This is a genomic window from Glycomyces sp. L485 (assembly GCF_022548875.1).
Taxonomy (GTDB): domain Bacteria; phylum Actinomycetota; class Actinomycetes; order Mycobacteriales; family Micromonosporaceae; genus Glycomyces.
On record NZ_JAKZEW010000013.1, the window covers coordinates 19,863 to 42,384 of the forward strand.

Here is a 22,522-nt window from a genome sequence, read left to right on the forward strand (position 1 = left end):
AGAGGTCCTTAGTAGGCGAATGCCATGGGCTTGTCGGGGTCGTCGGACGGGCCGGAGGCGGACGCGAGCGCGTCCTCTTCGCTCGGCGGTCCGGCTTTGGCGAACTTGAAGAACAGTTTGAGGGCGATGACGATGAGCACGGCGTAGACGAGGGTGAAGCCTGCCAGGGACAGGGCCACGGTCCGCATCCCGACGCTCGGCGAGATGCCGGCCTCGGTGCTGAAGAGGCTGAACACCACCCATGGCTGGCGGCCCATCTCGGTGAAGATCCACCCGAAGCTGTTGGCCAGGAACGGCGTGACGGCCATCCACATGACCGTGGGCCAGAACCAGCGACGCGAGGGCAGGCGCCCGTGGCGGGTGGACCACCAGACGATGGCGGCCATGGCGAGCGCGAGCATGCCGAAGCCGATCATGAGGCGGAACGACCAATAGGTGAGCGGGATGTACGGGGCGTAGTCGCCCGCCCCGTAGAGAGCCTGGTAGTCGGCGTTGAGGTCGTCGATGCCGTGGACTTGGCCGCCGAAGCCCCCGGTCGCCAGGTAGGACAGGAGGCCGGGGATCTCGACGACCGGGGTGCCGGTGCGCCCGTCGAGCGAGCCGATGGTGAGAACGGAGAACGGCGCGTTGTCCGTGGTCTCGTAGAGCGCCTCGGCGGCGGCCATCTTCATCGGCTGCGTACTGGTCATGACCTTGCTGAGGGCGTCGCCGGAGATGGCGGTGCCGACGCCCCCGACGAGCGTCGTCAGGACTCCGAGGCGCATCGCGGGGCGGTGGACGTCGAGGTCGCGCTCGTGTTTGAAGTGATACGCGGACACCGCGATCACGACGACCCCGGCGGTCATCCAGGAGGCGAAGATCGTGTGGGGGAAGGCGGCGAGCACGACCGGGTTGGTCAGGACCGCGCCGAAGTCGGTGAGTTCGGCGCGCCCGGCGGTCTCATTGATCTGGTAGCCGACGGGGTTCTGCATGAAGGCGTTGGCGGCCAGGATGAAGTAGGCGCTTGCCATGGTGCCGAAGGCGACCAGCCATATGCAGGCGAGGTGGATCGACGGTTTGAGCTTGTCCCAGCCGAAGATCCAGATGCCGATGAAGGTCGACTCGACGAAGAACGCCAGGAGCGCCTCGAACGCGAGTGGTGCGCCGAAGATGTCGCCGACGAAGCGGGAGTAGTCGCTCCAGTTCATCCCGAACTGGAACTCCTGGACGATGCCGGTCACCAGGCCCATCGCGAGGTTGATGAGGAAGAGCTTGCCCCAGAACTTGGTGGCGCGCAGGTAGGAGTTCTTCCCGGTGGTGCGCCACAGGGTCTGCAGGATGGCCACCAGCAGCGACAGTCCGATCGTGACGGGGACGAACAGGAAGTGGTAGACGGTGGTGACACCGAACTGCAACCGCGCCAAATCAAGAACGTCCATATCGCCCCAATCGAGTTTTCCAGAATGCTCGCTGCGGCAATTATCGTGGCGGCGCTGCGGACCCCCACGGGACTAAACGCCCGACAATCGGGGACTTTCACGATGCGCGCGGACGAGGTAGGTCACCGCTCGGGCGAGGCACAATCGGTGAGGCAACCGATTTCGAGGGGAGACGGCATGGGGACAGTTGCGGTGCTCGGCGCCGGGAAGATGGGGCAGGCGATCCTGTCGGGCCTGCTGCGCGCGGGCTGGGAGACCGGCTCGGTGGTGGCGACGGCGCGCAGCGCCGAGCGCGCGGCCGAGCTGCGCGAGGCCTACGGCGTCGCGGTGGAGCCGAACGAGGAGGCGGTGAGGCGCGCCGACGTCGTGGTGGTGGCGGTCAAACCCCAGGACGCCGCCGCGCTCCTCGAAGAACTGCACGGGGTCTTCGCGGCGGGCGCGCCGGTGGTGAGCATCTGCGCGGGTCTGCCGACCGCCTTCTTCGAGAAGCGGCTGCCCGATTCGACGCCGGTGGTTCGGGCGATGCCGAACACTCCGGCACTGGTCGACGAGGCCATGACCGTCCTCTCCCCGGGCACGCACACCGACGCCGGGTGCCTGGCCGAGGTCGAGGAGCTGTTCAAACCTTTGGGCCGCACGCTGATCGTCGAGGAGAAGCACCAGGACGCGGTCACGGCGATCTCAGGCTCGGGTCCGGCGTACTTCTACTACCTGGCCGAGGCGATGACCGAGGCGGGCGTCCTCATGGGGCTGCCGCGGGCGGTGGCGTGCGAGCTGGTGACGCAGACGTCGCTGGGCGCCGCTCGGATGCTCAAGGAGGCCGAGTCCTCCCCGGCGGAGCTGCGGGAGGCGGTCGAGTCCCCGGCGGGGACGACGATCAGCGCGGTGCGGCAGTTGGACAACCACCGGGTGCGCTCGGCCGTCAACGACGCCATCGAGGCTGCCCGCGACCGGGCCCGGGATATCGCCGACGAATACGCCTGAGCAGCAACGGGTTCCCTTCCCGGACGCAACATTCAGATCACTGCACAAAAAAGAGAGCAGCGCTCTTGACGAATGCCGTCCGACATGCGATCGTTGATCCATAACGAGAGCATCGCTCTCTCTGAGAAGGGAACCCGCCATGACCGACCACGTCATCCTCGGCAAGGGCCAGATCGGCTCGGCCGTCGCCGCCATCCTCGCCGAGCGCGGCGAGCGCGTCCGCGTCCTCAGCCGTTCCGGCGGTGCCGACGCCCCCGGCATCACCCACGTCAAGGTCGACGCCAGAGACGCCGCGGCGCTCACCGCCGCCACCGCCGGAGCCGACGTCCTCTACAACTGCGCCAACCCCACCGGCTACCACAAATGGGCCGAGGAGTGGCCGCCCATGTTCGCCGCCGTCCTCGCCGCTGCCAAGGCAGGCGGCGCGAGCCTGGTGCAGACCGGCAACCTCTACGTCTACGGGCCCGTGAGCGAACCCATGACCGAGCGGACGCCGCTGCGCTCCCCCGGCCGGAAGGGGCAGATCCGCACCGACATGTGGAAGCAGGCGATGGAGCTGCACCGCAAGGGCGACATCCGGTTCACCGAGGCCCGCGGCTCCGACTACTTCGGGCCCGGCGCCCTCGCCGACTCCGTGCTCGGCGAGCGCGTCGTCCGACCGGTCATCGAGAACAAGGACGTCTCGGTCTTCGGCGACCTCGACGCGCCCCACAGCTTCACCTACATCCCCGACGTCGCGAACGCGCTCGTCCGGCTCGGCAGCGACGACCGCGCCTGGGGCCGCCCTTGGCACATCCCCACCGCGCCCGCCGCGTCACAGCGCGAGATGGTCCAGGCCATGGCGCGGCTGCTCGGGCACGGGCCGGCCACGATCAAGCGGATCCCCTGGTGGGTCCTCATAAGGGTGGCCGGTGCCTTCCAGCCGGCGTTGCGCGGCCTGGCCGAGACTCGGCACCAGTGGGACGGGCCGTTCGTCGTGGACTCCTCGGACTTCACCGCGACGTTCGGCGACGAGCCGACCGAGACCGAGACCGCACTCGCCCAGACCCTCGAATGGTGGCAGCGCCGACTGGCCCTGGTCTAATTGCGGGCATGGGCGAAATTCGACACGGGCGGTTCACCGATCTCGACGCCGCGACGGTGTTCGGCCTGGCCCGCCTCAGGCAGGAGGTGTTCGTCGTCGAGCAGGAGTGCGCCTATCCCGACCTCGACGACCGCGACACCGATCCCGAGACCGTCCACTTCTGGATCGGCGGGGAGAACGGTATCGTCGCGTGCTTGCGGCTGCTGCGCGACGGCGCCGGGTGGAAGATCGGCCGGGTCTGCTGCGCGAAGGCCGAACGGGGCCGAGGTCTGAGCGCGAGGCTCATGGCCGCCGCGATCGGCCGGGCCGGGCCCGAGACCACGTTCGCCCTCGACGCCCAGACCTACGCGGCCGGGTTCTATCGCCGCTTCGGCTTCGTCGAGGACGGCCCCGAGTTCATCGAGGACGGCATCGCGCACGTCCCGATGATCCGCAAGGGCCGGTAGGAAGGGCAGGGCGGAGCGCCCGGCTCGCGCTCCGCCACCGGTCCCTCTTCGCGGCAGGTCAGTCGAGCATCGCCACGCCCCAACGCGACGTGTTCTGCCAGGAGTCGCCGGTCGGGTCGTGCCAGGTGGTCACGCCGGTCCTGGCACCGTCCGCAGCGTCGTTGACCTGTGCGTCCAGGCCGAGCATCGAGCCGGTGCCGAAGCCCTCGGGCAGCGCGACGGCCATCTCCACCAGGTACCCGGTCGCCGTGGTCGCCGCCGCCGAGGTCAGCGCCCCGGCGGCGGTGCCGGTGTTGAGGCTCTCGGTGCCCGAGAAGCTCACCCGGTACTGGCCGTCGAGCGGCCCGTAGGCGCCGGACTTCGTGTTGCCGGGGTTGACGAACAGCTCCACGCTGTCGTGCGCCCACACGTCCGGGGACGACTCGTCGAGCTCGGCGTCGTCCACCGCGAACAGGGCGTACAGGTAGGTGTCGTCCCACAGCAGCCGGACCCTCGCCCGTGCGCCGTCGGCGCCGACCACGTCGACCTCGGTCTCGATGCACGGCGCCGTCCACCAGGCCCAGTCGATCCTGCCGTCGATCACCGGCTTCATGAACCACTTGGCCTCGCGGACCTCGACGGCGGCGATGGCCTCCGTCAGCTCGACCGCGCCGAAGCGGGAGGTGTCGGTCTCCTGGGCGTGGTCGGGATCGGACCAGGACTGGAGGATCCCGCCGTCGGCCACCCGCAGGTCGAAACCGATGCTCCGGCCTGTCGCGCCGGGCGTGGCAAGAGGGATCGCCGCTTCGACGAGCCAGCCGCCGCCGTCCTCGGCCACCACGGCCTCGATCCCCTCGGAGGCGGTGCCGTCGCGGGCGACCGCGTAGGCGGCGTCGCCCTCGGTCCACTCCCCCGCCCGCTCACCGGAGTCGTTCACGAACACGTCGAGCCTCTCGCCGCCCTCCAGGCGCGCCAGCAGGTACAGGTGCTCCTCGTCCCAGCGGGTCTGGAACGCTCCGGTTCCGAAGTCGCCACCGGGCACGAGCGACCACTCCGTCTCCGAGAAGCCGTCGACCTCGACGGCGGCTCGGGCGGCCCGTTGGGCCGGCGCGAAGTGGTCCAGCCGGCTCGGGTCCACGATGCCCCAGTAGGCGGGCTTGGACTGAAGGTCGTCGTCGAAGATCAGCGGCGCCTCGTGCGGGCGGTCGATCGGCCAGGTGCGCAGCCACGAGACCGCGTCGTACAGGCCCCACACCGTCACCGATTCGAGCTTGTCGGCTCGGGCGCGCAGGACTTCGAACAGGTCCCTGTAATACCAGCCCTGCTCGACCAGACGCTCGGGCGGCGTCTCGGGGAGGCTCTCCTCGGCGTGCCTGGAGATCGAGACGTCGAGTTCGGTGACGGCCTGGAGGACGCCGAGTCCGGCGAATGCGTCGATGGATTCACCGAGCAACTCGACCGGCCGGTCGAGTGAGACGTGGGCCTGGTGGCCGACGCCCTCGATCGGGACGCCGTCGGCGCGCATGGACTCGACCAGGTCGTACATCGCGTTTCGCTTGTCGGGGAACTCGGTGTTGTAGTCGTTGATGAAGAGCTTGACGTCCGGCCCGAAGGCCTCGCGGGCGATGGTGAAGGCGTGGGCGATGTAGTCGCCGCCTCCGAAGATCTCGTACCAGCGCGAGTGGCGCAGCCCGTCCGCCTCGGAGGGGTCGACTACCTCGTTGACGACGTCCCAGGCCCAGATCCGGTCGCCGTAGTGGTCGGCGATCGCGTTGATGTGGGACTCCAGTCGCGCGATCATGAGCGCCCGGTCCTCGGGGGTTCCCGTGAGCGGCTCGCCGTTCGCGTCCTCGAACCACCAGTTGGGGGTCTGGTTGTGCCACAGGAGGGTGTGGCCCCAGATCCGCATCCCTGCGGCTTCGGCGAAGTCGACGATCCGGTCGGCCTCGGAGAAGTCGAAGACGCCTTCGACGGGCTGGATGGCCTCGGGTTTCATCTGGTTGCCGACGGTCAGCTGCGCGAAGTGCTTGGCGAGCAGTTCGGAGGGCTTGCCGGTGACTTCGGGCGGTTCGACGGCGGTGCCCATGACGAAGTCGTCGGCGAGGACGTCCTTGAGCGGCGTGAGGTCCTCGATCTCGGGGTCGTCGAGGCGGGTGAGCGAGAAGTCGTCGACGAGGATCGGGGTGAGGCTCTGGTCGGATTCGACGTAGAAGTGGAGGCTGTCGGCCGGTGCCGCGATCGAGTAGGCGCCGGTGAACTCGATCCAGGCATCGCCGCCGACCTCGCGGTTGAAGACCACGGAGTCGTAGCTCGACTCCGTGCCGACGTCGCGCTGGACGGTCGTGCGCAGCTGCGCGGGATCGGCGCCTTCGGGCAGCTTCATATCCACGCTGAGGCGGTACCGGGAGCCGACCTCGATGTGGTCGGTGATGTCGATGGCGGCGCCGTGCCAAGTCTCGGTGCGGCCCTCGACGAGCAGGTGCTCTTCGGCGGTGGCCTCGACGACCACGTCGCCGCGGCTGAACCAGCCTTCGGTGGTGCCCGAGGAGAAGTCGGTGGAGAGGATCGGCTCGTCGGCTCCGGCCGCCTCGGTGTCGACGACGAGGAGTCCGAGGGCGAGGACTGCCGCGCCGCCCAGGGCCACGGCGCGCGGACGCCGTCTCGGTGGGCTTTGCGCGCCTTGGATTCGGGGTGCCGGGAGGGGTCTCATGCATCGCTCCTTTGCGGTTCCGGCTCGCGGGGTGCCGGGCACGGATTCGGGAGTCGATCGCCGCCGCGAGCTTGGACTGAAAGTTTCGCGAAACTTTCATTCGAAGTATCGACATGTTACGATCCCCAGGTCGACGCTGTCAAGACCGGCGTCGGCCTGCCACTGCGGTGGAGATGTGAGGGGCTCCGCCGCAACAGAACAGGGGGCCGGCTCACGCCGGCCCCCTCTTCCACGTTCGTTCCGCCCGAAGGGCTCCTATTCGCTCGGCTGCTCGATGAGCGACTGGATGTACAGCTCCTCGCCGATCTTCTCGATGATGTCGAGCTGCGTGTCGAGGTAGTCGATGTGGTGCTCTTCGTCCTTGAGGATCCCCTCGAACAGGTCCCGCGAGACGTAGTCCTTCACCGATTCCATGTATTCGATGCCGCGCTTGAGGCGGTCGATGGCCTCGACTTCGATCTCGCGGTCGCATCGGAAGATCTCCGGAACGCTCTGCCCGATCCGCAGTGGGAAGAGGCGCTGGTAGTTCGGCAGCCCTTCGAGGAAGAGGATGCGGTCGGTGAGGACCTCGGCATGGCGCATCTCGTCGACCGATTCGGACCGGGTGTACTTCGCCAGCTTGGCGTAGCCCCAGTTCTCCTGCATCTTGGCGTGCAGGAAGTACTGGTTGATGGCGGTGAGCTCGGCGCTCAGCTGCTCGTTGAGGAATTCGATGACTCGCTCGTCGCCCTGCATGTCGCTCCGTCCTTCCCAAGGTTCGTCAGAGGCCGGTCACGAAGACCGACGACCCCAGCGTAGGTCGAGTTCAGGCCGGATTTCCAGTCAGGAATGCCTAAAATAGGACAAGCTAGCCTAACCCCGTGGGGACCGAGAGCGCAGGAACAAGACGAGCGCACGCTCAGACCGCTGCGGGAACGGCCTCGGATGCGAAGTAGCTCTCGATCATGTCGGCGAGGCGCTCGCGGCAGTTGCCGCAGCCGGTGCCGGCCTCGCAGGCGTCGCCGATCGCCTCTTCGCTGTGCGCGCCGGCACGGATGCAGTCACGAACCTCGTGGTCGTGGACTCCGTGGCAGATGCAGGCGTACATCCCGAGACCTCCGGGAGATTAGGCATGACTAATAAAGGCATGCCTAACCTACTCTCTGTCAGGGCCGATCGGCAACAGCCGATCAGTTCGGGGATCGGGGCCTATCGGACGAGGTCGCCCAAGACCTTCACCGCGTGCTCGATCCCCGCGTCGTCGACGTCGAGGTGGGTGAGCAGGCGGCCCCAGTCGGAAGCGAGGGCGGAGATGCGGACGCCCTGCTCGGCAGCGGCGGCGGCGATCTTCCCGATCTCGGGGGTCCGCAGGAGGATCACGTTCGTCTCGACCTGGGAGGCGTCGCAGATCCCATAGGGCTCCAGCGCCTCGGCGAGGCGCCTGGCGCGGGCGTGGTCCTCGGCGAGCCGGGTGATGTTGTTCGCGATCGCGTAGCGACCGGCGGCGGCGAGGTAGCCGACCTGGCGCATGCCGCCGCCGAGGCGCTTGCGGACGACCCGGCCGCGCTCGGCACGCTCGGCGTCGGTGATCAGGAGCGACCCGACCGGGGCGCCGAGGCCCTTCGACAGGCACACCGAGACGGTGTCGAACAGGCGGCCGTACTCGCGGAGCGGTACGCCGGTCGCCGCATGGGCGTTCCAGACGCGGGCGCCGTCGAGGTGCAGCGCCAGGCCGTAGGCGTCGGCGAGCTCGCGCAGCGCCTTCAACTCGGCGAGCGGCTGGACGGTCCCTCCGCCGATGTTGTGCGTGTTCTCTACCGCGACGGCGCGCGTGGTGGTCACGTACGGATTGGGCCGGTTGATCATCGGTTCGACGAGCGAAACGTCGAGACGCCCGTTCGGCGCGGTCCAGGTGCGGGTGGAGATGCCGCCGAGCGCGGCTGCGGCGCCGACCTCGAAGTTGACGACGTGAGCCATGGAATCGCACAACAGTTCGTCTCCGCGAGGGACCAGCAGTTGGAGCGCGATCTGGTTGGCCATCGAACCGGTCGGGGTGAATACGGCGGCCTCGTGCCCGAACAGCTCGGCGACCTCGACTTCGAGTGCGTTGACGGTCGGGTCCTCGCCGTAGACGTCGTCGCCGACTTCGGCGTTCGCCATGGCCTCCAGCATGGCCTGGCCGGGGCGGGTCACGGTGTCGGAGCGCAGATCGACGATCATGCCCCCGAGACTAGTACGGGTTGTCGCCGTTGCCGATGCCGAGGACCGGCAAGTACATGCGCTCGCCGTCTGCGGTGAAACCGTCGTAGACGATGTCGAACAAGTCCTGGATGCCGAAGGCTCGCAGTGCGTCGACCATCATGTGGGCGGCCTGCGTGGTGGCGGCCCGGTCGGCCGAGGAGAAGGCGCGCGACCAGTTCGGCTGGGCGCCGCTCGGAGCCCGGTAGCCCATGTTGGGGAGGTTCGACAGGCCGCCGCGCCAGTTGCCCTTGACGGCGGCTGAGGCCTCGACGCGCAGGCCGCCGTCGACGAAGGCCGCGACGTACCGCGCCGACCAGTCGCCGGTGCGCAGGAGCACGGTCCCGGAGGTGTCGATCGTGGGGACGTCGGCGGCCATGTCGCCGAGCAGCGAGCTGAGCCGCTCGGTGAACTCCCCCATGTCGTAGCAGGCGGGCTCTGTCGGGTGCTTGGACTTGCGGGCGAAGGCCTGCCAGCCCGAGACGTCGCCCTTGCCGACCGAGTGCGCCTCCAACTGCTCGAACAGCTGAGGTGAGAGCAGCCGCAGCGTCACGCCGCCGTGGAAGCGCCGCAGGTGCAGCTCGAAGATCAAGTCGCCGCGGTACCAGCGGATCCAGGGGCCGCCGTCTCCGCCGCGCACTTCGGGGACGCCGAGCTCGTTCATCATGGTGCGCAGCACTTCGCGGAAGACGATGGTGCGGTGGTTCTCGCCTTGTCTGCCTCGCTCCGCCGACCGGAGCACCATGACCTCGATCGAGTAGAAGTCGGCGCGGCCGGTGACCGGGGTCTGGGGCGGTACGGAGTCAGCGATGGCGTTGCCGGTTTCGTAGCCGGTCTCGGCCCGCCACATGCCGATGTCGACCTCGGCGGAGCGAACCTGCCATCCCAGGTTCGTCATGGCCCGCTTCAGGTCGTCCTTGCTCCACCGCCCGAAGTCGGTCTGTCGGGCACGGCGGAGGAGCTCAACGAGTTGCGATTCGCTGATCCGGTGTGTGCCGAGCATCAGGTACTGCGCCAATCCATCCGTGGGTGGGGCCGCGGGCATGAAGCCGGCGGCTCGCTGCGGTTAGGGTAGCCTTGCCTGGCATAGCGGGTCCATGAGGGTTGAGGGTTGGCAGTTGTCTTCAAAAGCTTCCGATACTGTGCGGCAAGACACGCTTGTCAGCCTACTAGGCGGCAGGCGCGGAGCGTTCGACGCCACCGCCCCGCTCCTCGTGTTCGTCCTCACCTGGCTCGCGACCGGCAATTCGATCGCCTGGGGAGTCGCGGCTTCACTCGTCTCAGCGACAGTGATCGCCGCGGTGCGACTCCGCCAGAAGACCAAGCCCCGAGCGGTGATCCTCGGCCTCTTGAGCGTCTGCGCGGCGGGCCTGGTCGTCCTCTACACAGGACGGGCGGCGGACATCCTGCTCCCCCGCATCTTCTCGAACGCGGCGAGCGCGCTGGTGTGGGCGGGCTCGATCGCGTTCAGGTGGCCGCTGCTGGGAGTGATCGTCGGAGCGCTCCTGGGACAGAGGGCGCGATGGCGGCTGGACCCGGCGCTCGTGCGCGCCTACAGCGCAGCTTCGTGGATCTGGGTGGCGATGTACGGACTGAGAGTGGCGGTCCTGACCCCGTTCTGGCTGGCCGATCAGGAGCACCTCGCGGTCCTGGGGGGAGGTGCGGCGCAGGTCCTCCTCTCCTGGCCCCTGCTCGTGCTCTGCCTGGCAGTCTCCGGCTCAGTGATCAGATTGTCACTTCCGGCGGCCCATCCCGGCCTTCGCCACCCGATCGCCCCACCGCCCGCGAAGCCCGCACCCGACGCCCCTGACCGAGGCATCCCACCGGCCTGAGACGAGACGCCACTACATGTATTCGTGTTGCGAAGCGACACAAGGCGGGCGTGAATTCCCCGTCGGAATCCCGACAGTCGGCGTTTCGTCCCCAAGATCACATTGTGTGCACTATTACACTCAACAATATGGAGAGCTTTACAGGCCAAAGGCGAGAACCGCTCCTAACCGATGAGGAGCAGGCAGCACTCGGACCGAGCGCCCACCGCCTGGCGTATCCGGCGGGGACCCGCCTGGTCTGCGTCGGCGACCAGACCGATTTCGTGCTTTACCTCCTCAGCGGGTATGTGAAGTCGGTCCGCCACGACCCAGAATGCATCCTCGGCGTCCATCGGCCGGGGACGTTGATCGGTGAACTCGCGGCCCTGACATCCACGGCCCGTTCCGCCGACCTCGTCGCGGTGACCGACATCGAGGCGATCCTGATCCCCGCCGACGCCTTCCTCAAGCTCGTCGCCTCCAACGGCAAGGTCGCGGTCGCCGTGGCCCAAGGGCTCGCCGAACGGGTCCACGAACTCGGGGACCGCGCGAAATCGATCACCAGCGCCGAACGGCGCCTGGCCCGTGCGATCACCGAGATCGTCAGATCCGGCATCGGCGTTCAACGCGGAAACGCTTTGGAACTCGCCGGGTTCAACCAGCGGGACCTGGCCTCGCTGGCGGGGGTCTCCCGGGAGTCCGTATCGGCGATCCTCAAGCAGCTCAAATCGAAAGGTGTGATCACGACCGGACGACAGCGAATCTTCATCCACGACCTCGAACAGATCGAGGTACTCGCACAGCGCCTTGACCACGCGCACTGACCAGGACGCGCCGGCATGATCCACGATGTTGAACCCCGATCCGATTCATCTCTCAGCCGCGGCGGTCATATTCACCTCCGTGGCAGTGATCGCCCGCGCATGGTTCGGCTACAAGTCGGTCCATACCCGGGAGAAGGAGATGACCAAGCGCCACAAGATGTCCGTGAGCACGGACCGGTGCGCGAAATGCGGTCGTCTGCCAACCGATCCACCCGACGCCTCGAACCCGAAGCGAAAGCCGACGGCTGAGCCAACCTCGGCCAATCACAAACCGATCCAACGGATGAGGAATCTTTTCAGTGACTCGGGTACGGGTTGAGACCTTCAACGGCTTCAAACTCATGGAGTTGATACATCAGCATATTCCGCACGACTTCGATCCTAGCGAATTCTTGTTCGCGGGGAGCGCGCGTCTGTGGGCCGGCGGTATCACGCAGCAGCTGTCCGACATCGACATACTCGCCCGCCAGGGCAGCGAGACCTGGCGGCGGGCAAGCGAACTCGCATTCGAGCATGCTCCGCTTTTCGGATACTCCCCGCTGAGGACCAGCGATCACACCGGCGACAAGATCGCCCGGCTCTACGGTGGGATCGTCGAAGTCTGCGTTACCTGGGTCGTTCCCGGCTGCGATACCGAGGAACTCATTCGCACCGCCGACGTCATCGACGGACTCCGATATCTCACCATCCCGGACGTCGTCGCGTACAAGCGTCATCTCAATCGCCCGAAGGACCTCGCGGATCTGGCGGTCATCGAGCGAAATCTCCGCAGAACGCCGACGGCCGTCAGCGTTCTCGGATAACGGCTGCGCTGTTGCCCTGAGGCGGGTCCTCGGGGTCCAGGTCGCTCCGGTGAGGAGATCGGTGCCTTCGGTCGGGATGGTCGCCGCCTTGTCGGTGTGGTTGATCGCGAAGAGGTAGCTTCGGCCGTCCTCGTGGACGCGGCGGACCGTCTCGACGCCCACCGGCAGACCTGGGAGCTCTCCGGTGATGTCGAGGCGGTCGAGGTCGGTCAGGCGGGTCGAGAGGTACCAGACCTCGCCCTTGCCGAACTCGCGGCGGAAGATCGCTCCGGTGGAAGGCGTGACTTCTCGGGGCCACTGCTCGGGGTTGTAGTCGCCACCGAAGGCGAGTTCGTCCACGGACGGGATTATGTTCGGCATACGCTTTCTTCTATCGCATGTTGACGATGCCGCGAGGTTCGAGCTTTTCGCGGCGGACGCCGTCTTCGAGCTCGACGGCCCCGGTGTCGCAGGTGCATCAGGCCCGGAAGGTTCGGCGGGGCGGCCGACCGCTCTTGTAGGTCTCCCACAGGCTTCGCATGACGAAGATCTTCTCGTCGAGCTCGGGGTCGGCGGCCATGCCGCGACCCGAGTAGGGGGCGCGCAGACGCCACGGCTGCTGCGCGTCGTCGAGAAGGTAGACGACCGGGACCGTCCGCCCGCGCCGCCGCTCGGCGCGGATGTCGCCGACGCGGGTCCAGTGGGCGTAGCGGTCCGCCTTCGGCGAGACCGCGGGCTGCACGATCGGGTGGATGCCGTGCTCGTCCAGCACGACGCCGGCGCGACGTGAGCTCCAATAGGCCAAGGCGATCGCGAACGCCAACACCCCCGCCGCGAGGGCGAGCAGCACGAGCGGGCGCCAGCGCCCGGAGAGCGCCATCGCGACCGCGGCGGGCAGCAGCGCCACGGCGCAGGCGAACGCCGCGATGAACAGGGCGCGCCCGAGCACCTGGCGCGGTGTCGGACGGATTGTGATCTTCACGGCCACCCCACCACTGCCGGCCTCGTAGTGCTGCTTCTGAAGTGATCGTCCCACGTGAAACGGGTGCGCCAAGCGACAATCCGACAGAAACCGGACCGCACTGGCGGTGCGACGCCCATTCGGGTGTGTCAGGATCGGACCATGCATGCTGCCGAGCCCGCTTCCTCGCCCCGCCTGCGCATTCGCCGATCGGCGGCGATCACCGTGGCCGCGTTCATCGCCTGGCTCACCGTCGGCCCGCTGGCGCTGGCCCTGATGATCGAGCAGCCGCTGTGGGACTGGTTCTCGACGGTGCTGGGCCTGGCGATGCTGGCCGCCCCGATCGTCTTCTCAGTGTGGGCGTGGCGATCCGGTGTGGACGTCACCCGGGAGGGCATCACCGTCAGGAGGCTGACCTCGCATCGCCTGATCGAATGGCGCCACATCGACGGCTTCGCCACCGACGAGGAGGGCGTGGCCGCGATCCTCGACGACCAGTCCCAGGTCCGCCTCAAGCCCCTCCGTGCCGAGAACCTCCCGAAGGTCCTCGAAATCGGAGGCCAGGAGCTCAGGGACGACTCCGAGCCCGAAGCGGACTAATAGCCTTCGGTGACGATGTTCTCGAGCGGTTCGCCGGCGGCGAACCGGCGGATCTGCGGGCCCACCGGTCCGTAGGCGCGCTCGATCATGCCGTCGACCGAAGCGCCCACGTGCGGTGTGATGAGGGCGCCCTCCAGGTCCCACAGGGGGTGGTCGGCGGGGAGCGGCTCGGGGTCGACGACGTCGAGCGCACACCGCAGGCGCCCGGAAGCGACCTCGGCGACGAGGGCGTCGGTGTCGACGACCGGTCCCCGCGCGGCGTTCACCAGCAGCGAGTCGTCCTTCATCCGCGAGAGGAAGTTCGCGTCGACCAGGCCCCGGGTGGCGTCGGTCAGCGGGAGTATGAGGACCACGATGTCGGCCTCGGGAAGGAGCTCGTCGAGCTCGTCGACGGCGTGGACGCCCGGCCTGGCCCGCCGGGCCACCTTGGTGATCCTCGTGCCGAGCCCCGACAAGACCTCGGCGACCTTCTCTCCTATGTCGCCGGCGCCGACTATCAGGGCGCGCTTGTCGCACACCGTCGTCTCCCACTGGACCTTCCACTCGCGGCGCGACTGCTGCCGCGCGAACACGTCGAAGCCGCGCATGGAGGCGAGGATCGCCCCGATCGTCCATTCGGCGGTCACTCCGGTATGGACACCGCGCGCGTCGCACAGCGTGACGCCCGGCGGCACCACCGGGACCCACACCTCGGCCCCGGCGCTCAGCAGCTGAATCGCCTTCAGTGATGTCATGTCGTTCAGGGGCCTGGTGACCTTCGACTTCGCCAGGAACGGCGGGACCCAGAAATCAACCGTCGCCGGATCAGAGGGATATTCTCCTCGGCCGGTGAACACCTCCACCTCGACGTTCTCGGGCATTTCGCCGATGTATTCGCCGCCTTCTTCATGAGCGATCCATACCTTCACGTGGCAAATCCTAATCCACCACTAGGCTTGGGTCCATGCGCCGATCGGTACCGGCGGCCGTGACGGCCGCGGTCATGCTCACCACCGCCTCCTGCTCGTTCGGGGACCCCCCCGAACCCGAAGGCGGCGAGCCGCCGAACCTGCCGACCCCCTCCGGCTCGCCCGAGGAACCTGCCACCTTCATGGACATCGTCGCCGAAGGGCTCGAAGTTCCATGGGGCCTCGACTTCCTGCCCGACGGCACCGCCCTGGTCGGCGAACGCGACTCCGGACGGATCCTCTCGATCACCGTCGCCGAAGACGGCACCGCCGGCGAGCCGGAGGAGATCCGCAGCGTCGAGGTCGACTCCCAAGGCGAAGGCGGCCTCCTCGGCCTCGCCGTCTCCCCCGACTTCGAGGACGACTCCACGGTCTACCTCTACTACACGACCGAGGAGGACAACCGGATCACCGCGATCGACCTCGAATCCGAGGACGAGCCCGAGCCGATCCTCACCGGCATCCCCGCCGCCGCCAACCACAACGGAGGCGCGCTCGCCTTCGGTCCCGACGGCTATCTCTGGGCCTCCACCGGCGACGCCGGCAACAGCGAGAACGCCCAGGACGAGGGCTCACTCGGCGGCAAGATCCTGCGCATCGACACCGACGGGGACGCCGCCGAGGACAACCCCGACCCCGACTCGCCGGTCTACTCCACGGGCCACCGCAACATCGAGGGACTCGCCTGGGACACCGAAGGGCGCCTCTACGCCACCGAGTTCGGCGCCGACCTCGCCGACGAGGTCAACCGCATCGAGGCCGGCGGCAACTACGGCTGGCCGCTGTTCGAGGGCCCCGGCGGCGACGACGACTACATCGACCCGGTCGTGGCCTGGGAGCCGTTCGAGTCCTCGTGCGCCGACGCGGTCTTCGTCGACCAGACCTTCGTCACCGCCTGCCTGCGCGGCCAGCGCCTGTGGATCCTCGAGTTCGATCCCTCCGGCGCGATCAGCGGCGAGCCGCAACCAGCGCTCGAAGGTGAATTCGGTCGGCTACGATCGATCGCCATGGGTCCCGACGGGATGCTGTGGGTGACCACCTCCAACCGCGACGGCCGCTGCGTCGAAGACCGCGGTTGCGTCGCCGATGAGGCCGACGACCGCATCATCCGCTTCGCCACCTCGTACGCCGTCGAAGGAAGGGTCTAATGCCGGATCGGCACAACTCGCTCCCCCAGCACCTCAAATCCGCTGCGCGCCCCGTTAGGCGCGGCGCGCAGGTGATCGGACGCGCATCGAGCCGGGCGGGCCACCGCACGCGCACCGTCTGGAACGCGCTGCGGGCCTCCCGGCTCGCGCGCAGCCTCGCCGTCACCGTCATGGTCCTGCTGATCGGCACCGCCTCGGCAGCCGGCGGCCTGCTGCTGGTGGGCGGCACGAACGCCGCCATCGGCCCATTCGACACCACCGTCGCCCTGCATCCCGACGTCCACGGCGAGACCGTCGTCAACATCCCGCCGCTCGGCCAGGTCGTCTTCGACAGCCACGACGGCCCTATCGGCGTGAACCTCACCCTCGACTCGGTCGACCCCGAAGCGGCGCAGACCATCATCAACTCCCCCGGCGGCGTCACCGCCGCCTCCGAAGGCCTCGCCTCGGAAGTCACCGAGGCGGCCGTCCGCGTCGTCGTCGAGGCGCTGGCGATCGTGACGCTGTGCGGCCTGCTGGTAGGCGCGCTCGCCTTCCGCAACATGCGCCGCACGCTGCTGACCGGCCTGGCGTCCCTGTCGGTGACCGCGGCGCTCATGGGCTACTCCTCCACCACCCTGCAGGCCGAGTCGATATCGCAACCGCGCTACGAGGGCCTGCTCGCCTACGCCCCCTCGGTGGTCGGCAACGCCGAGGACATCGCCGAGAACTACGAGGAGTACGTCACGAACCTCCAGAAGTTCGTCACGAACATCTCCGGGTTCTACGCGCTGGCGATGGACATGCCCCAGCTGGGCATCGACGACGACTCGATCCGCGTCCTGCACGTCTCGGACATCCACCTCAACCCCTCGGCGTTCCCGGTCATGGAGTCGGTGGTCGAGCAGTTCGACATCGACGCGGTGGCCGACACCGGCGACTTGAACGACTGGGGCTCGGAGCAGGAGGCCGAGATCTTCTCCCGCGGTGTGGACCGGATCGACGTGCCTTACGTGTTCGTCAAGGGCAACCACGATTCGGCGACCACCGTGGCGGCGCTGGCCGCCTACGACCACGTGGTGATCCTCGACGGCGAGGTCCAGGACGTGGCCGGGCTGCGGTTCTCCGGCGTCGGCGACCCCCGGTTCACGCCCGACAAGGGCAGCCAACCGTCCAGCGAATACGCCCAGCAGATGCTCGCCCAGTCGGGCGAGCGGCTTCGGCAGGCGATCGAGGACGCCGGCGGAGCCGACCTGGCGCTGGTGCACGAGCCGCCGATGTCGGTGCCGCTCACCGGTTCCGTGCCGCTGGTGCTGGCCGGACACACGCACAAGCGGGCGGTGCAGGACCTCGGCGAGGGGACGACGCTCATGGTCGAGGGCTCGACCGGCGCGGCCGGGCTGCGGACGTTCGACTCCGACACGCCGATGAAGATGGAGCTCGACGTGCTCTACTTCGACCGGGACACGAAGGCGCTCACCGCCTACGACTCGATCTCCATCGGCACGGTCGGCGAATCGGACATCACGCTGGACCGCACCGTCATCCCCGCGGACGAGGAGGTCGACGAGGCCGAGATCGAGGACGGCGAGACGACCTCGCCGGAGCCGACCTCGCCCGAGCCGACCGAATGACCCCTCACATCAGCGGGCCGAGCACCGCCGCGGCGATCGAGAAGTACAGGACCAGGCCGGTCGCGTCGCACAGCGTCGAGACCATCGGCGCCGAGATCACCGCAGGGTCGATGCCGACCTTCTTGGCGATCAGGGGCAGGAACGCGCCGACGAACGTCGACCAGGTGCAGATCGTCAACAGCGTCAGCGCGATGATCAGGCCGATGTCGGGCCCGTAGGCGAGTCCGACGAGCGGTCCGCCGACGATCGCGAGCATCGCCCCGAGCATGAGGCCGACCCGGCCCTCCCGCCAGACGATCCTGAACGTGTCGGAGAAGCGGATCTCACCGACGGCCATGGCGCGGATGACGACCGCCGATGCCTGGGAGCCGGAGTTGCCGCCGACGCCGGTCAGCAGCGAGATGAACACCGCCAGAACGGTGACCCGCTCCAGCGCGGCCTCGTAGTAGTTGAGGACCGAGACGGTCAGGATCCCGGCGAGGGCGAGCAGCAGCAGCCAGAACGCCCGCTTGCGGGCGAGCATGAACACCCCGGCGGAGAGGTACGGCCGCTCCAGCGGCTCCGAGCCGCCGGATCGGGCGGCGTCCTCGGTGTCCTCGGCCTCCAGGACCTCCATGGCGTCGTCGAAGGTGATGAGCCCCACCAGGCGGTCGTCGTGGTCGACGACGGGCAGGGCCGCAAGGTTGGCGTCCTGGACCAGGCGCGCGGCCTCCTCCTGGTCGGTGTCGGTGCGCACCATGTGGTGGTCGTCGGCCATGAGGTCGTGGACCACGGTGTCGGGGTCGGCGGCCACCAGGTCGGGCAGCGCGACGGTGCCGAGCAGCTTGCGGCGCCCGTCGGTCACCGGCAGGATGTCCAGGTGGCGGGGCCGACTGCGCAAGTGCCGGATGCGTTCGATCGCGTCGGCGGCGATCATCGATGCCCGCAGCGACACGAAGTCGGGCGTCATGATGCGCCCGGCGGACTCGGGGTCGTAGCCCAGGAGCCTCGCCGTCGACAGCCGCTCGGACGGACTGAGCTGCGCCTGGAGCCGTGTGGCGACCATGGCGGGCATCTCCTCGAAGAGCTTCGCCCGGTCGTCGGCCTCCATGGAGTCGAGCAGGTCGCGGACGGTCTCGGTCTTGAGCGCGTCCAGCAGCTCCTGCTGGTGGTAGGTGTCGAGCTCTTCGAAGACGGCCAGCGCGCGGTCCTTGGGGAGCAGGCGGAACCGCACCGCCTGGTCGGCGAGTTCCATGCGGGGCAGTTCTTCGGCGAGTTCGACGGCCGAGGATTCGGAGAGCTCGGCCCGGAGCGCGGCGAGGGAGTCCATGGCCGCGGGAGAGATCGGTTGGATGACCTGATTCGACACCAGAGTCACCTCCTAGCACGAGAGAACGGCCGTGCTCGGGGTCTCGACTACAGGTTCGGACGCGCCTCAGCTGCAGGTCGGACGCGGAGCACGGTGGAAAGAAGCATGGGGCAGCACGTCGGTATCTCGACTAGGACTGGGATCATCGCCCATGACTCTCACCTCCTCCGGCCGAAACGGTGCTAGCGCGGTCAAGCCTAGCAAGGGCCCGTGAACGACAACTCGATTCGCGGCATCGGGGAATGGCGGCTCACACCGACCGATGACGAACGGCGGCGCGGGTCGCCCGGACCCGCGCCGCCGCTTCGCGTCTCGGCTAGGAGAGCTTGTCGAGGATGATCTGGCGGACCGTCCCGGCGTCGGCCTGTCCCTTGGTGGCCTTCATGACCGCACCGATGAGGGCCCCGGCGGCGGCGTGCTTGCCGCCGCGGATCTTCTCGGCCACATCGGGGTTGGCGGCTATGGCCTCGTCGACGGCGGCTTCGAGTGCGCCGGTGTCGGATACGACCTCCAGGCCGCGGGCGGCGGCCACGGCGGCCGGGCCGCCCTCACCGGCGAGGACACCGTCGATGACCTGGCGGGCCAGCTTGTCGTTGAGCCGGCCGTCGTCGACCATGCCCTGGAGCTCGGCTACCTGCGCCGGGGTGATGGCGAGCGAGCCGAGCTCGGCGCCGGACTCGTTGGCGCGCCGCGACAGCTCGCCGAGCCACCACTTGACGGCGCCGGAGGCGCTGGCCCCGGCGGCGATGGTGGCCGCGATGAGGTCGACGGCGTCGGCGTTGACGACCGACTGCATCTCCTTGTCCCCCAGGCCCCATTCGGCCTGGAGGCGCTCGCGGCGCTGGCGCGGCGGCTCGGGCAGGCTCGCGCGGAGCTCCTCGACCCATTCGCGGCCGGGCTCCATGACGGCCAGGTCCGGCTCGGGGAAGTACCTGTAGTCGGTGGCCTCCTCTTTGGAGCGCCCGGGGCTGGTCTCGCCGGTGGCCTCGTGGAAGTGGCGGGTCTCCTGGTGGATCTTGTCGCCCGCGTCGAGCAGCGCCGACTGGCGGCGGATCTCGTAGCGGACGGCGCGCTCGACGCTGCGCAGCGAGTTGACGTTCTTGGTCTCGGTGCGGGTGCCCCACTCGTCGCCGGACTTGTTCAGCGAGAGGTTGACGTCGCAGCGCAGCGAGCCCTGCTCCATGCGGACGTCGGAGACGCCGAGGGAGCGGACGATGTCGCGCAGTTCGGCGGTGTAGGCGCGGGCGACCTCGGGGGCGAGGGCGCCCGTCCCCGGGACGGGCCTGGTGACGATCTCGACGAGCGGGATACCGGCGCGGTTGTAGTCGACGAGCGACTCGGTGGCACCGTGGATGCGGCCGGTCGCGCCGCCGACGTGGAGGGTCTTGCCGGTGTCCTCTTCCAGGTGGACGCGTTCGATCTCGACTCGGTAGGACTCGCCGTCCACGGTGACCTCGACGTAGCCGTCCTCGCAGAGCGGCTCCTCGTACTGGCTGGTCTGGAAGTTCTTCGGCATGTCCGGGTAGAAGTAGTTCTTCCGGGCGAAGCGGGTCCACTCGGCGATGCGGCAGTTCAGGGCAAGACCGATCTTGATGGTCGCTTCGACGGCTGCCTTGTTGGCGACCGGCAGCGCGCCGGGCAGGGCCAGGCAGACCGGGCAGACCTGGGTGTTCGGTTCGGCGCCGAAGGTCGTGGAGCAGCCGCAGAACATCTTGGTGTTCGTGTCGAGCTCGATGTGCGTCTCAAGCCCGAGGACGGGCTCGTAGGCGGCGACGGCGGCTTCGTAGGTGTTGAGTTTCGTCATCTGCGCTACTTCCCCTCGATCTCGGGCGCGGTGTCGGCCAGCAGGGTCTCCTGGGTGGATTCGAGGGCCGCCGCGACACGGTAGGTGATGTCGTCGCCCATGACCGGGCCCATGACCTGGAGTCCGACTGGCATGCCTTCGGAGAGACCCACGGGCACCGAGACGCCGGGACCGCCGTAGAGGTTGGTCGGGATGGTGTACAGGTCGGCGAGGTACATCTGGTACGGGTCGCCGGTGCGCTCGCCGAACTTGAAGGCGATGAACGGCGTGGTGGGGCTGATGAGCGCGTCGCACTCACCGAACGCGGCCTCGAAGTCGCGCTTGATGAGCGTGCGGACCTTCTGGGCCTGACCGTAGAACTGGTCGACGTAGCCGGCGCTGAGCGCGTAGGTGCCGAGGATGATGCGGCGCTTGACCTCCGGGCCGAATCCGGCCTCGCGGGTGAGGCTCATGACCTCTTCGAGGCTCCGCTTGCCGTCGTCGCCGGCGCGCAGGCCGTAGCGGACGCCGTCGTAGCGTGCGAGGTTCGAGCTCGCCTCGGACGGCGCGATGAGGTAGTAGGTCGGCAGCGCGTAGGTGAACGACGGGCAGGAGACCTCGACGATCTGGGCGCCGAGCTTGACGAGCTGGTCGACGCCGGCCTGGTAGGCCTCGACGACGCCGGGTTCGGCGGCGGCGGAGCCTTCGGCGAACTCTTTGACGACGCCGAGCTTGACGCCCGAGAGGTCGCCGGAGGCGCCGGACCTGGCGGCTTCGACGACGGGCGGGACGGGAGCATCGATGGTGGTCGAGTCGCGCGGGTCGTGCCCGGAGATGACCTCGTGAAGCAGCGCGGCGTCGAGGGCGTTGCGGGCCACCGGGCCCGGGGTGTCCAGGGAGGACGAGAAGGCGATCAGCCCGTACCGGGAGTTGGAGCCGTAGGTGGGCTTGGCTCCGAAGGTGCCGGTGACGGCGCCGGGCTGGCGGATGGAGCCGCCGGTGTCGGTGCCGATGGCCAGCGGCGCCATCTTGGCGGCGACGGCCGCGGCGGAGCCTCCGCCGGAGCCGCCGGGAATCCGCCCGGTGTCCCACGGGTTCGCGGTCTGCCGGTAGGCCGAGTACTCGGTCGAGGAGCCCATGGCGAACTCGTCGAGGTTGGTCTTGCCGAGGATCGGCATCTTCGCGGCCTTGACGCGCTCGGTGATCGTCGCGTCGTAGGGCGGGATCCAGCCTTCGAGGATCTTGGAGGCGGCGGTGGTCGGCATGTCCTTGGTGACGACGACGTCCTTGATGGCGATCGGGACTCCGGCGAGCGGGCCGAGTTCCTCGCCTGCGGCGATGGCGGCGTCGACCTCGGCCGCGGTGGCGAGGGCGCCCTCGCGGTCGACGTGGAGGAATGCCTTGACGGTGCCGTCGACGGCGTCGATGCGGTCGAGGAACGCCTCGGTGACCGAGTAAGCGCTGGTGCGGCCTTCGCGGATGGCCTCGGCGATGTGCGCGGCGGTCTGGTCGATGGTGCGCTCACCCATGTCTAGGCCTCCTCGTCCAGGATGCGCGGGACGCGGAAACGGCCCTCGGCGGTGTCGGGGCCACCGGCGAGGACGGCGTCGCGGGGCAGCGATGGCTGGGGCTGGTCTTCCCGGAGCACGTTCACCAGGGGCACCGCGTGCGAGGTCGGCTGGACGCCTTCGGTGTCGACCTCGCCGAGGGTCTTCATCGATTCGAGGATGACGTCGAGCTGCCCTGCGAAGGCGTCGAGCTCGTCATCGGTGACTTCGAGGCGGGCCAGTCGCGCCAAATGCGCGACTTCCTCACGTGAAATCGTACTCACGACAGGTGTTTCCTAACGGTTTCTAGCTGCGGGAAG

General features: G+C 68.5%; 21 protein-coding genes. 8 read left to right on the plus strand and 13 right to left on the minus strand.

Annotation, left to right across the window (positions count from 1 at the left end; genetic code table 11):
* Positions 1–8 precede the first annotated feature (8 nt).
* Positions 9–1,418, minus strand: coding sequence for a cytochrome ubiquinol oxidase subunit I (locus L0U85_RS08920; RefSeq protein ID WP_241377407.1), 1,410 nt, complete (start codon positions 1,416–1,418; stop codon positions 9–11).
* 177 nt (positions 1,419–1,595) lie between these two features.
* Between L0U85_RS08920 and proC the strand changes: the two genes are divergently transcribed.
* The 3 genes from proC to L0U85_RS08935 all read left to right on the plus strand — a co-directional run bounded on the left by proC (position 1,596) and on the right by L0U85_RS08935 (position 3,932).
* Positions 1,596–2,402 (plus strand): pyrroline-5-carboxylate reductase, encoded by an 807-nt coding sequence (proC, locus tag L0U85_RS08925; RefSeq protein WP_241377408.1) that lies wholly within the window; start codon positions 1,596–1,598, stop codon positions 2,400–2,402.
* A gap of 139 nt (positions 2,403–2,541) precedes the next feature.
* Positions 2,542–3,486, plus strand: coding sequence for an NAD-dependent epimerase/dehydratase family protein (locus tag L0U85_RS08930; RefSeq protein ID WP_241377409.1), 945 nt, complete (start codon positions 2,542–2,544; stop codon positions 3,484–3,486).
* A gap of 8 nt (positions 3,487–3,494) precedes the next feature.
* A complete protein-coding gene (locus tag L0U85_RS08935) occupies positions 3,495–3,932 on the plus strand; it encodes a GNAT family N-acetyltransferase (protein ID WP_241377410.1) in 438 nt (145 codons plus the stop codon).
* 58 nt (positions 3,933–3,990) lie between these two features.
* Here the strand turns inward: L0U85_RS08935 and L0U85_RS08940 are convergent, their stop codons facing one another.
* From L0U85_RS08940 to L0U85_RS08960, 5 genes are all read right to left on the minus strand, one after another.
* Positions 3,991–6,621 carry an endo-1,4-beta-xylanase gene (locus L0U85_RS08940; protein WP_241377411.1) on the minus strand — a complete coding sequence of 877 codons (2,631 nt, stop codon included), beginning with the start codon at positions 6,619–6,621 and terminating at the stop codon, positions 3,991–3,993.
* Positions 6,622–6,876: 255 nt separating this feature from the next.
* Positions 6,877–7,356, minus strand: coding sequence for a bacterioferritin (bfr, locus tag L0U85_RS08945; protein ID WP_241377412.1), 480 nt, complete (start codon positions 7,354–7,356; stop codon positions 6,877–6,879).
* A 163-nt stretch (positions 7,357–7,519) separates the two neighbouring features.
* A complete protein-coding gene (locus tag L0U85_RS08950; RefSeq protein ID WP_241377413.1) occupies positions 7,520–7,708 on the minus strand; it encodes a (2Fe-2S)-binding protein in 189 nt (62 codons plus the stop codon).
* 101 nt (positions 7,709–7,809) lie between these two features.
* Positions 7,810–8,817 carry a GntG family PLP-dependent aldolase gene (locus L0U85_RS08955; protein WP_347177405.1) on the minus strand — a complete coding sequence of 336 codons (1,008 nt, stop codon included), beginning with the start codon at positions 8,815–8,817 and terminating at the stop codon, positions 7,810–7,812.
* A gap of 13 nt (positions 8,818–8,830) precedes the next feature.
* The gene (locus L0U85_RS08960; RefSeq protein ID WP_241377415.1) at positions 8,831–9,841 is read right to left on the minus strand and encodes a hypothetical protein; all 1,011 of its coding nucleotides are present in this window, start codon (positions 9,839–9,841) and stop codon (positions 8,831–8,833) included.
* 139 nt (positions 9,842–9,980) lie between these two features.
* Here L0U85_RS08960 and L0U85_RS08965 point away from each other — a divergent pair, with 139 nt between their 5' ends.
* Both L0U85_RS08965 and L0U85_RS08970 read left to right on the plus strand, forming a co-directional pair.
* The gene (locus L0U85_RS08965) at positions 9,981–10,670 is read left to right on the plus strand and encodes a DUF3159 domain-containing protein (protein ID WP_241377416.1); all 690 of its coding nucleotides are present in this window, start codon (positions 9,981–9,983) and stop codon (positions 10,668–10,670) included.
* A gap of 128 nt (positions 10,671–10,798) precedes the next feature.
* Positions 10,799–11,473: a Crp/Fnr family transcriptional regulator gene (locus L0U85_RS08970; protein WP_241377417.1), complete on the plus strand. Its 675-nt coding sequence runs from the start codon at positions 10,799–10,801 to the stop codon at positions 11,471–11,473.
* A 296-nt stretch (positions 11,474–11,769) separates the two neighbouring features.
* Here L0U85_RS08970 and L0U85_RS08975 read toward each other — a convergent pair whose 3' ends face one another.
* Both L0U85_RS08975 and L0U85_RS08980 read right to left on the minus strand, forming a co-directional pair.
* Positions 11,770–12,615, minus strand: a complete 846-nt coding sequence (locus tag L0U85_RS08975) for a Beta-galactosidase C-terminal domain (protein WP_241377418.1) — start codon at positions 12,613–12,615, stop codon at positions 11,770–11,772.
* A 118-nt stretch (positions 12,616–12,733) separates the two neighbouring features.
* Positions 12,734–13,237 (minus strand): hypothetical protein, encoded by a 504-nt coding sequence (locus L0U85_RS08980; protein WP_241377419.1) that lies wholly within the window; start codon positions 13,235–13,237, stop codon positions 12,734–12,736.
* A gap of 141 nt (positions 13,238–13,378) precedes the next feature.
* Here L0U85_RS08980 and L0U85_RS08985 point away from each other — a divergent pair, with 141 nt between their 5' ends.
* On the plus strand, positions 13,379–13,816 hold the full coding sequence (locus L0U85_RS08985) for a PH domain-containing protein (protein ID WP_241377420.1): 438 nt from the start codon (positions 13,379–13,381) through the stop codon (positions 13,814–13,816).
* Here L0U85_RS08985 and L0U85_RS08990 read toward each other — a convergent pair.
* Positions 13,813–14,724 (minus strand): 2-hydroxyacid dehydrogenase, encoded by a 912-nt coding sequence (locus L0U85_RS08990; protein ID WP_241377421.1) that lies wholly within the window; start codon positions 14,722–14,724, stop codon positions 13,813–13,815. The two genes, L0U85_RS08985 and L0U85_RS08990, sit on opposite strands and share 4 nt — an antisense overlap.
* Positions 14,725–14,759: 35 nt before the next feature.
* Between L0U85_RS08990 and L0U85_RS08995 the strand changes: the two genes are divergently transcribed.
* A complete protein-coding gene (locus L0U85_RS08995; protein WP_241377422.1) occupies positions 14,760–15,911 on the plus strand; it encodes a PQQ-dependent sugar dehydrogenase in 1,152 nt (383 codons plus the stop codon).
* Positions 15,911–17,524, plus strand: a complete 1,614-nt coding sequence (locus L0U85_RS09000; protein WP_241377423.1) for a metallophosphoesterase — start codon at positions 15,911–15,913, stop codon at positions 17,522–17,524. The genes L0U85_RS08995 and L0U85_RS09000 overlap by 1 nt, the downstream gene beginning before the upstream one ends.
* A gap of 4 nt (positions 17,525–17,528) precedes the next feature.
* On the opposite strand, the gene mgtE is transcribed toward L0U85_RS09000, so the two are convergent.
* The 4 genes from mgtE to gatC all read right to left on the minus strand — a co-directional run bounded on the left by mgtE (position 17,529) and on the right by gatC (position 22,486).
* A complete protein-coding gene (gene mgtE, locus L0U85_RS09005; RefSeq protein WP_241377424.1) occupies positions 17,529–18,872 on the minus strand; it encodes a magnesium transporter in 1,344 nt (447 codons plus the stop codon).
* Between the two features lie 316 nt (positions 18,873–19,188).
* Positions 19,189–20,676 (minus strand): Asp-tRNA(Asn)/Glu-tRNA(Gln) amidotransferase subunit GatB, encoded by a 1,488-nt coding sequence (gene gatB / locus L0U85_RS09010; RefSeq protein ID WP_241377425.1) that lies wholly within the window; start codon positions 20,674–20,676, stop codon positions 19,189–19,191.
* Positions 20,677–20,681: 5 nt separating this feature from the next.
* A complete protein-coding gene (gene gatA / locus L0U85_RS09015; RefSeq protein ID WP_241377426.1) occupies positions 20,682–22,184 on the minus strand; it encodes an Asp-tRNA(Asn)/Glu-tRNA(Gln) amidotransferase subunit GatA in 1,503 nt (500 codons plus the stop codon).
* A 2-nt stretch (positions 22,185–22,186) separates the two neighbouring features.
* Positions 22,187–22,486 (minus strand): Asp-tRNA(Asn)/Glu-tRNA(Gln) amidotransferase subunit GatC, encoded by a 300-nt coding sequence (gene gatC, locus L0U85_RS09020; protein ID WP_241377427.1) that lies wholly within the window; start codon positions 22,484–22,486, stop codon positions 22,187–22,189.
* Positions 22,487–22,522: the final 36 nt, after the last annotated feature.

Excerpts from the sequence above, each read along its gene's own strand:
- gatA (WP_241377426.1), bottom strand. The coding sequence starts at position 22,184 with ATGGGTGAGCGCACCATCGACCAGACCGCCGCGCACATCGCCGAGGCC.
- L0U85_RS08930 (WP_241377409.1), top strand. The coding sequence starts at position 2,542 with ATGACCGACCACGTCATCCTCGGCAAGGGCCAGATCGGCTCGGCCGTC.
- L0U85_RS08920 (WP_241377407.1), bottom strand. The coding sequence starts at position 1,418 with ATGGACGTTCTTGATTTGGCGCGGTTGCAGTTCGGTGTCACCACCGTC.
- L0U85_RS09000 (WP_241377423.1), top strand. The coding sequence starts at position 15,911 with ATGCCGGATCGGCACAACTCGCTCCCCCAGCACCTCAAATCCGCTGCG.
- L0U85_RS08985 (WP_241377420.1), top strand. The coding sequence starts at position 13,379 with ATGCATGCTGCCGAGCCCGCTTCCTCGCCCCGCCTGCGCATTCGCCGA.
- L0U85_RS08935 (WP_241377410.1), top strand. The coding sequence starts at position 3,495 with ATGGGCGAAATTCGACACGGGCGGTTCACCGATCTCGACGCCGCGACG.
- proC (WP_241377408.1), top strand. The coding sequence starts at position 1,596 with ATGGGGACAGTTGCGGTGCTCGGCGCCGGGAAGATGGGGCAGGCGATC.
- L0U85_RS08950 (WP_241377413.1), bottom strand. The coding sequence starts at position 7,708 with ATGTACGCCTGCATCTGCCACGGAGTCCACGACCACGAGGTTCGTGAC.
- L0U85_RS08960 (WP_241377415.1), bottom strand. The coding sequence starts at position 9,841 with ATGCTCGGCACACACCGGATCAGCGAATCGCAACTCGTTGAGCTCCTC.
- bfr (WP_241377412.1), bottom strand. The coding sequence starts at position 7,356 with ATGCAGGGCGACGAGCGAGTCATCGAATTCCTCAACGAGCAGCTGAGC.
- L0U85_RS08940 (WP_241377411.1), bottom strand. The coding sequence starts at position 6,621 with ATGAGACCCCTCCCGGCACCCCGAATCCAAGGCGCGCAAAGCCCACCG.
- L0U85_RS08995 (WP_241377422.1), top strand. The coding sequence starts at position 14,760 with ATGCGCCGATCGGTACCGGCGGCCGTGACGGCCGCGGTCATGCTCACC.
- L0U85_RS08970 (WP_241377417.1), top strand. The coding sequence starts at position 10,799 with ATGGAGAGCTTTACAGGCCAAAGGCGAGAACCGCTCCTAACCGATGAG.
- gatB (WP_241377425.1), bottom strand. The coding sequence starts at position 20,676 with ATGACGAAACTCAACACCTACGAAGCCGCCGTCGCCGCCTACGAGCCC.